At 67.8% G+C, this 9064-nt stretch carries 7 protein-coding genes and 1 pseudogene; 4 read left to right on the top strand and 4 right to left on the bottom strand.

Features of this window, described 5'->3' with window-relative positions; genetic code table 11:
• A partial coding sequence (locus ACWELQ_RS28360) for a TetR/AcrR family transcriptional regulator (protein WP_452400090.1) occupies nt 1-251 on the bottom strand: 251 nt, incomplete at its 3' end.
• Nucleotides 252-367: 116 nt separating this feature from the next.
• On the opposite strand from ACWELQ_RS28360, the gene ACWELQ_RS28355 reads away from it, so the two are divergent.
• Entirely contained in the window at nt 368-1444 is a 1077-nt protein-coding gene (locus ACWELQ_RS28355) for a Gfo/Idh/MocA family protein (RefSeq protein WP_452400089.1), read from the top strand.
• Nucleotides 1445-1453: 9 nt separating this feature from the next.
• Here the strand turns inward: ACWELQ_RS28355 and ACWELQ_RS28350 are convergent, their stop codons facing one another.
• The 3 genes from ACWELQ_RS28350 to ACWELQ_RS28340 form a co-directional block, all read right to left on the bottom strand.
• Nucleotides 1454-2599, bottom strand: a complete 1146-nt coding sequence (locus ACWELQ_RS28350; protein WP_452400088.1) for a Rieske 2Fe-2S domain-containing protein — start codon at nt 2597-2599, stop codon at nt 1454-1456.
• Nucleotides 2596-3384: an SDR family NAD(P)-dependent oxidoreductase gene (locus tag ACWELQ_RS28345; RefSeq protein WP_452400087.1), complete on the bottom strand. Its 789-nt coding sequence runs from the start codon at nt 3382-3384 to the stop codon at nt 2596-2598. Before ACWELQ_RS28345 ends, ACWELQ_RS28350 begins: the two co-directional genes overlap by 4 nt.
• 62 nt (nt 3385-3446) lie before the next feature.
• Complete coding sequence (locus ACWELQ_RS28340) at nt 3447-3944, bottom strand: nucleotide exchange factor GrpE (RefSeq protein ID WP_452400086.1); 498 nt, start codon at nt 3942-3944, stop codon at nt 3447-3449.
• Nucleotides 3945-4079: 135 nt separating this feature from the next.
• Between ACWELQ_RS28340 and ACWELQ_RS28335 the strand changes: the two genes are divergently transcribed.
• The 3 genes and pseudogenes from ACWELQ_RS28335 to ACWELQ_RS28325 form a co-directional block, all read left to right on the top strand.
• A complete protein-coding gene (locus ACWELQ_RS28335; protein WP_452400091.1) occupies nt 4080-5243 on the top strand; it encodes an RNA-guided endonuclease InsQ/TnpB family protein in 1164 nt (387 codons plus the stop codon).
• A gap of 96 nt (nt 5244-5339) precedes the next feature.
• A complete protein-coding gene (locus ACWELQ_RS28330) occupies nt 5340-7022 on the top strand; it encodes an Hsp70 family protein (protein WP_452400085.1) in 1683 nt (560 codons plus the stop codon).
• Between the two features lie 21 nt (nt 7023-7043).
• Nucleotides 7044-9064, top strand: a pseudogene (locus tag ACWELQ_RS28325) (hypothetical protein); the annotation flags it as partial.

Here is a 9064-nt window from a genome sequence, read left to right as displayed (position 1 = left end):
ACCTCGCGGCCGGTGTCGGCGTCGAGCGCGGTGGTGGCGTACCCGCCGGGGCCGTCGAGGTAGCGGGTGAGGACCTTGCCGAACAGCTGTTCCTTGTTGCCGAACGCGGCGTAGAGACTGGGCTTGTTGATGCCGGTCGCGGTGGTCAGATCCGTCAGTGACGTGCCTTCGAAACCATTGCGCCAGAACACTTCCAACGCCTGGTCGAGGGCGGTGTCGGCGTCGAACGAGCGGGGGCGTCCGCCGGGCATGCCGTCCTCCTCTGCTCACCACGAGTTCTTTACCTATCGGTACATTACCTCTTGCGGGCGGGCGCCGCGCCACCTAGTTTCTTACCGGACGGTACAGAACTGAGGGAGTGGTGCACATGATCCGAGTCGGAGTCGTCGGGGCCAGCGGTTGGGCGGCCAGCTCGCATCTGCCCGCGCTGGCGGCGCTCGCGGAATTCGAGGTGACCGCGGTCGCGACCACCAACCAGGCCAGTGCGGACCGAGTGGCGGCCACATACGGCGTGCCGCACGCGTTCGCCGAGGCGCGCCAACTGATTTCGCATCCCGATGTCGACCTGGTCGTGGTGTCGGTGAAGGCCTCCGGGCATGCCGCCGTCATCAGGGCCGCCCTGGACGCCGGAAAGCATGTCGTGTCCGAGTGGCCGCTCGGCGTCGATGCCGAGGAGGCGCACGAGTTGACGGCGGCCGCGGTGGCAGCGGGCGTCGTGCACGCGGTCGTGTTGCAAGGCCATCACTCGCCGAGCGCTCGCTTCGTCGCGGATCTGCTGTCGGACGGTCGGATCGGCACCGTTGAATCGGTGGCGTTGCTGGCGGAAGGCGCACCGTGGGGTGGCAGCCGGATCTGGCCGCGCCTGGTGTTCGGCCTCGATCCGGCCGAGGGATCGACGGTGCTGACCATCATGGCCGGTCACTTCCTGGCCACGCTCGAAAGCGTCGCGGGTCCGCTGACCGAGGTGTCCGCGCGGCTGCCTCGGCGGCACGACCGAGTGTTGGTCGCCGGGACCGATCGGACGGTGCCCAACGCCACGCCCAGTCACGTACTGCTGCACGGACTGCTGGCCGGTGGCGCGACCGCTGTCGTCGCCGTGCACGGTGGCAACGGGCCCGCTCGGTACGGGTTCCGGCTCGAATTCGTGGGTAGCGAAGCGACATTGATCGCCACTCCGGTCGAGCCCGGGACCCTTATCCATTGGGGCGACTGGGATATTCGGATCGGCGACGAGGCGGTGGCCGTGCCCGACGGCTATCGCAGTGTCGCGGCCGAGCTGTCCGGACCGCCCGCCAATATCGCGGCCCTGTATCAGGAGGTCGCGCGCGCCATTGCCGAAGCGCGGCAACCGTATCCGAATTTCGAGACTGCGCTGCGCCACCACCGGCTGCTGGCCGCCATCGAGCGGTCGGCGGCCGAGGGTGTCGTCAGCGGCGTCGCGTAGCCGAGTGCGTCAATCGCCGGAGCCGTTGGCTTGGGCGGCGGCCTGTTTGGCGAGGTTCTCGGCGACTTCGGCTTCCCAGTGCTCGTTGGCGAGGGTGGTGTCGACCTCGTATTCGAAGCGGTCGGTCATTTCCGGTTTGATGTCGGCGACGTCGACGTAGAACTGTTCGTACCAGCGGCGGTGCTGGTAGACGGGGCCGTCCTCCTGGGTGAGGAGGGGATTGTCGATGCGGGTCTTGTGTTTCCAGATTTCGACGTCCTGCAGGAAGCCGACGCCGAAGCTCTTGCCGAACGCCTTGGCGAGCTTGCCGGACTTCTCCGGCGGCAGGCCCTTGATGCGCTGGACGCTGACGCCCCACTGGAGCATGAAGGAGTTGTGGGTGACGGGGTAGTGGCAGTTGATGAGCGCCACTTCCACGGTGTTGTCGCCGAAGTCGTTGTGCAGGTAGTTGATCATGTAGGAGGGGCCGAAATACGAAGCCTCCGAACGCAGCAGTGACATTTCCTGCGAGTAGTTGGACTTCGCGTGAACGTCGGGGCGGCCCTTGGAATGCAGGTACTGGGTGGCGACGTGTCCTTCGAAGACGTTCTTGAAGTACACGGGATACGCGAAATGAATGTAGAAGAAGTGCGCCATATCGACGTTGTTGTCGATGATTTCGCGGCAGTGCGCGCCCTCGATGAGCAGGCTGTTCCAGTCCCAGTCGCTCCACTCGTCGGTGCCCATGCCCTCGATGTGCGGGATGGCGACCTCCGGCGGCGGGGGATTGCCCTCCGGGTCGTTCCAGACGAAGAACTGCCCGTTCTCCTCGCAGGTGATCCAGGATCTGGTGCGCGCCAACGGCGGAACGCGGCGCGCGTAGGGAATGGCGGCGCATTTGCCGTCGCCGCGCCAGCGCCAATCGTGGAAGGGGCAGGCGATATTGTCGTCCTTGACGCTGCCGTAGGCGAGGTCCGCGCCCATGTGGCGGCAGTAGCCGTCGAGGGCGTGCAATTCGCCCTTGCTGTCGGACCAGATCACGATTTTGGTGCCGAAGGCGTTGACCGAGTGGGGTTGTCCGTCGCGGAAGGTTTCCGCGAGTCCGAGGCAGTGCCAGCCCCGGGCGAATCGGGTCATCGGCTCGCCGACATCGATACTGCGATAGTGCTGGCTCATTTGCGTCCTCCGCGATTGATGATCGGGGCCATCACATCGGGCAGAATTCGATTGAGCCCGATAATGATCCGGTTGTATGCGGGAAAACTGATGTACTGCTTGTTCTTCGCGACGCCGTCGAGAATGGCGTCGGCGGCGGCCAGGGGTGTCACCTTGGAGAAAGGCAGTTTGTCGATGGTCTTGCGATAGTCGTAGCCGGGCAGGTTCACGGCATTGTCGAAGATGCCGGTGTCGACCACGCCGGGCAGCACCACGCTGACCTTGATGCCGTGCGCGGCGGCCTCGGCGCGCAGCGAGGTGCTCAGGCCGACCACGGCGTGCTTGGTCGCGGCATAGGCGGTCGAGCGCGCGACCGGCATGACGCCCGCACTGCTGGCGGTGTTGACGATGTGCCCGCGGCCCTGTTTCAGCATGTGCGCGTAGGCGAGCTGGGTGCCGTGCACGACGCCCCAGAAATTGACGTCGACGATCTGGTTCCAGACGGTGTCGGTCATGTCCGCGAAATCGCCGCCGACCACGATGCCCGCATTGTTGAACATCAGATCGAGCCGGTCGTGTTCGGCGACGGCTCGTTGCACCACTTCGGCGAGGGCGTCGCGGTCGGTCACGTCGGCGACCATGGTGGTGAGATCGCCGCGGCTGTCCGCGGCCAGTGAATCCAGGCCCGCCACTTCACGATCCACCGCGTAGACGGCCGCGCCCTGGGCCAGGAGCCGGGTGACGAGCGCGCGTCCCATACCGGAAGCGGCACCCGTCACGATCGCGGTCGCGGAGGAATAGGTCATGTGCCCGAGGTTAAGCACTTGTGATTAATAGAACAAGTGTCAGTTTTGCGGGCGCGGTGCGATCAGGCCCGGCGATAGCGCCGGACAACGACTTTCGCCGGGCGAATGGACCGATCTCCGACGGTCAAGCCCGGCTGAATAACGGACTCCACGGTCCGGTCCGCCTCGGGGTCATTGGTGTCGGCGAGTTCGGCCGCCTCCATGACCTCCGGATCGAAGGCCGCGCCCCGGAACGGCGTCACCAGTTGCCCGCCGCGCTCGGTCAGCATGCGCTCCACGCGCCGGCTGATCGCCTCGAAGCCCGGGCGGTCGGCCTCCGAATTCGAGGTGGAGGCGAAGGTCTGCGCCAGCCCGTGCAGGGCGAACAGATCCCGCAGCATCGGTGCGTCCGCCTCGGCGCGCTCGTCGCGGATCTGCACCTTGGCCTCGTCGGCTAGTCGCTCGATGGTGGCGGCCTGCCGGGCGATGACCCGCGCGAGATCGTCGATGCGCTCGGTAATGCGGTCGAGGCTCGTCGTCGACACCTCGGTCATCGCGGCGGCGGTGGCTGGATCGGTCATCAGAATTCGTAGCGCGGATACCCGTCCCGAAGGGCGGGGAGGGATGTGTCGAGTTGGTGCTCGACGTGCCCGGCGCTACTACCTCCCTTCTGGTTTACATGCTAATGCGTTAGTGTGTGAGACGTGGAAACGCCGGTGAAGCGGGCATACAAGTACCGCTTCTACCCCACTCCCGCTCAAGCCGTCGAACTCGAGCGGACCTTCGGATGTATACGAAAGGTGTACAACCTCGCGCTGGAGGCCCGCACGGCAGCCTGGCGGCGTGGACAGCGGGTCAACTACGCCGAAACGTCGGCGCTGCTGACGGAATGGAAGCGCGGAGAAGACCTGACGTTTCTCAATGAGGTGTCGTCGGTCCCGCTGCAGCAATCGTTGCGGCACCTGCAAACCGCGTTCGTGAACTTCTGGAGCAAACGCGCGCGCTATCCAAGATACAAATCCCGCAAGAAGTCCCACGCATCGGCCGAGTACACCCGTTCCGGATTTCGTTGGCGTGCAGGACAACTGACGCTTGCCAAGATGGAGGACCCTCTCGCCATCGTGTGGTCGCGGCCGCTTCCAGAAGGGAGCCAGCCCTCCACTGTCACCGTCTCCAAGGACGCGGCCGGGCGTTGGTTCGTGTCGTTGCTTTGTGGTGACCCGACTCTGCAACCACTGCCTGTCGCCAAATCGGCGGTTGGGATCGACGCTGGATTGACGCACCTTCTCAGCCTCTCTACGGGCGAGAAGATCTCCAACCCGCGCCACGAACGCAACGACCGGGAACGGTTGGTGAAAGCTCGGCGGGTCCTGGCACGGAAACAGAAGGGCTCGAGAAACCGGGCCAAGGCGCGGGTGAAAGTCGCTCGCGTGCACGCCCGTATCGCCGACCGGCGACGGGATCATCTGCACAAGATCACCACTCGGCTCGTGCGTGAGAACCAAACGCTCGTGATCGAGGACTTGACTGTCCGCAACATGCTCCACAACCACACTCTTGCGCGGGCGATCTCCGATGCATCCTGGTCGGAGTTCCGGACCATGCTGGAATACAAGGCCGCCTGGTATGGACGTGAGGTGATCGCGGTGGACCGGTGGTTCCCCTCGTCCAAACTCTGCTCGGACTGCGGTTCCTTGCAGGACGAGATGCCATTGAGCGTGCGGGAATGGACGTGTGCCTGCGGCGCAAGCCATGACCGGGATGTGAACGCAGCGAAGAACATTGTGGCCGCCGGGCTGGCGGTTTCTGTCTGTGGAGGCGGTGTAAGACCTCAACGGAGCACTCCGGGCGGGCAGTCGTCGGTGAAGCAGAAAATCTGACCAGTGATGGTTGGAATCCCATCCCTTGGGGTTTGGGAGGAGGTCAAGCTGGAACGATAGACCCAGCGTTGGGCGTCGACTGCTAACATCGCCGACGTGGGGGTCTACGGAATCGATCTTGGCACAACGAATTCGGCAATTGCGGCAATCGACGCGGATGGCCGACCGCAGGTGCTGATCGGGCTGAACGGTGAACCGACCGTTCCGTCGGTCGTCTTGTTCGCCTCGGCCACCGATCACGTGGTGGGCGAGGGCGCGCGCAGGCAGGCCCGCCTGGATCCCGACCACGTCTGCACGCTGGTCAAACGTCGCATGGGTGACGCGGAATGGCGGTTCGGGGCGCACGGGCAGCTGTGGTCCGCACCCGCCGTCTCCTCGCTCATCCTCAAAAGCCTTGCCGCCGATGCCGAATTCGGTGGCGGCGAACCGGTGCGCCGGGTGGTGATCACGGTGCCCGCCTACTTCGGCGACGAGGAACGCCGCGCCACCATCCAGGCCGGAACCTACGCGGGCTTCGATGTGGCGGGCGTGCTGAGCGAACCCATCGCGGCGGCGCTGTCCTACGGTTTCGGGCGGCTCGACGGCGGCATCGAGATCGGCAAGGGGCCGACGCGGGAGACCGTGCTCGTCTACGACCTCGGCGGCGGCACCTTCGACGCGACCGTCATCGAACTGGCCGACCGGCGCATCTCGGTGCTCGCCGTCGAAGGCGACCATCAGCTCGGCGGCGCGGACTGGGATGAACGCCTGGCGCTGCATCTCTCGCAGCGCTTCTGCGCCGCCAACCCGGATGCCGAAGACCCGCTGGACGATTCGGTCGGCTCGCAGCTGCTGGTGCTGGCCGCCGAACAGGCCAAACACGAGCTCACCACCGCCGAATCCACCGAGGTGGTGATCGCGCACGACGGCGCGCGGGCAGTCATCGAGCTGACTCGCGACGAACTCGAGGCCATGACCGCGTCGCTCATGCGCCGCACCCTCGACCTCACCCGGGCGGTGCTGGCCGCGGCCGGGCAGCGCGGGGTCCGGCACGTGGATCGGCTGCTGCTGGTCGGCGGCTCGTCGCGGATGCCGATGGTCGCCGAACAACTACAGAAGGAGTTCGGGCTCTTCGGCGAACTCCGTGACCCGGACCTGTCGGTGGCGCGCGGGGCCGCCCTCTACGGCGAGAAGCTCGAGATGGAGCGGCTGGTGGCCGCCGACCTGATCACCCGGGGCCGACTACGCGACGGCGCAGCGCTTTTCGAGGCCGATCCGGCGGACTTCGAGGCCGCGCTCAAACGGGTCGCCGACTCCTTCGGGCAGCCGGTGGGCTTGGTGCGGCGCATGCTCGAGATCCAGGTGGACACCGTGGTGTCGCGCGGGTTCGGGGTGCTGGCGCTGGACCCGTTCAACGGGCTGGCGGCCAGCTGGCTGGTGCATCGCAATCAGACGCTGCCGATCAAGGTGAAGCGCTCCTACGGCACGGTGCGCGCGGATCAGGATCAGATCGAACTGACCATCGTCGAGCAGCAGGGGCAGGCGGCCTCCACCCGGCCCGAGGACTCGAAAGTGTTGGTGGAGGGCCGGATCAGCGATATTCCGCCCGGCTATCCGGAGGGCAGCGAGGTCCGGGTGACCTTCGAGATGGGCTTCGACGGGGTGCTGCACGTGACCGCCTACCACGTGGACGCCGATATGCCGCTCACCCTGTCGGTACAGACCGGGGCGACGCTGTCGCAGGCCGATGTGGAACGGGAGCTGGATCAGTTGCAGCGCACCCGCCGCCGAAATTCCTGAGAGCGCCGTCCGCGACCAGCCATGCACGCCTTCGATCCCAACGACTATCGCAAACGGGTTCTCGCCGCCGTCGAACGCCGGGGCGGGCCCGAGGAGTCGGATGCCTTCGAGCTCTACGACATTCCGCTCGCCGAGGCCGCGCGGCTGAGTGACGCCGAGGTGGCGGCGCGGGTGCAGCAGGTGTGGACGCTGTGGCAGAAGCTGCGCGACCATCCCAAGTTCCGGGTGCTGGCCGGGCTGCTGGTGGACGCGCACCGGGAGCTGTCGGAACCCTTGCTGGAGACCGGGTCCCGGCTCATCGAGGCCGACCGGGTGCGGCAGTTGCGGGCGCGGCGCGAGGCCGAACGCTTCGAGATGCTCGATGCCGCCATCGACCGGCTGGTGCAACGCTACGGCGGCGTTCCCGCCGGCAAGATTCCCGGGCTGGAGGATATCGGCCGCATGGGCGGGCTCACCGCGGCCGAGATCGCCGCCCATGTCCGCCGCCACCGCATCATCGACGAATCGCCCACGCCCGCACCGTCTCCGGCCGTGCCCGCGCTGAGTCCCGAACGCCGCCGCCAGATCCGCAAACTGCTGCTGGAACTCGAGCGGCTGCGCGACGATGACCCGGTACCCACCCTGCTGTACGTGCTCGGCCTGGGTTTCGCCGACGCCCGCCACACCGTCGAGATCCGCTTCCGCGCCGAGGCCTTGCGTGCCCGCACCCGCGAGCTGCCGCCCGGCCGCCTCCGCGTCGTCCTCGACGAACTCCTCGTCCACATCGCCGACCTCCTCGAACCCGGCGGCGACCTGGTCGACGCCTACCTGCAAAGCGTCATCGACGACGCCACCGACCAGCTCCGCCCCCAGGTCCGCGCCGCCGTCCTGGTCGAAGACCTGCTCGTGGCAGCCGATTTCGACTACCTACTCGGCGAGGCCATCACCGCCGGTCTCGACCGCGCCACCGCCGAACGCGTGCTCATCTCCCTCACCGACGAACTGGGCACCGTTGTCGAAGGCCGCGAACACCTCGCCGCCCCACCCGGCAGTGCCCCCGCGGGCAACGTCACACCCGGCGGCCGCTCCGCCGGGGCGGGTCCGCGCCGACCCGGGGAGACGGAGGCCGGTTACGCGGCGCGCACCGGCTCCGAACCGGCGGGCACGCAGGCAGATTCGGGCGCGGCCGGTGGTCCGGCATCGAGGGAGCCGGAGTCCGGTGGGGCGGGCCGGGATTCGCGAGGCCGCGCCGGCTCGCGAGACGGTGCGGGCGACGCGGCCGATGGTTCGGTAGGGCGGTCGGCGGGCGGCGAAGACACGCAAGGAGATTCGGGCAGGACCGCCGATGCGGCGGAAGCAGCCGGCGCGCATCGAGAGTCGCAGGCCGGTCCGGCCTCGCGGGGCGACACGGGCGCGGCGGCCGGTGGCTCAGCCGCTGCGACCGGCGAGCAGCGGGGAGCCGGTGGTGCGCGCGGGTACCGTGCGCCGGATGCGGCGCAGTGGCAGCGGACGCCCTATGGCGGTGGTGCGCAGGGTGATTCGGGGGGAACATCCGGTGCGCGGGCGGCGCGGCCGTGGGAGGCGGCGTTGCGGGCGGCGCGGGGGGCGTTGCGGGCCGGGCGGCCGCGGGAGGCGGCCGGGTTCGTGGAGGACGCGCGGCGTGGGGTCGGAGGTGATGCCGCCGGGGCCACGTCGGTGCGGGCGGTGGCCGAAGAGGTCGAGCGGGTGCTGAGCGAGGCTCAGCTGCATTGGCGGGCGGCCGTGTCCGCCTGTGCGGGAAGACGTTTCGTGGAGGCGTTGACCGAGCATCTGGATTTCCTGGAGCGGCGGGCCACCGATGTGGCGAACCCGGATCCGTACGGGGCCAGCCGGGAGTTGCTCAGCGGCCGCGCGCGGGCGGCGGTCATCCAGGCGGGCCGGATGTTCGAGGACGCGCCGGCGGAGCCGCCGGAGGCGCGGTTGCGGGCGGTGCTCGAGGTGCTCGAGGTGTGTGCCGATCACGCGGAGGCGCCGGATCGTCCACCGACCACCGCCACAGCGCCCGATAGTCCGGCAGGGTCTCC

The organism is Nocardia sp. NPDC004722, from assembly GCF_053601505.1.
This window is presented reverse-complemented; position numbering and strand designations above follow the sequence as displayed.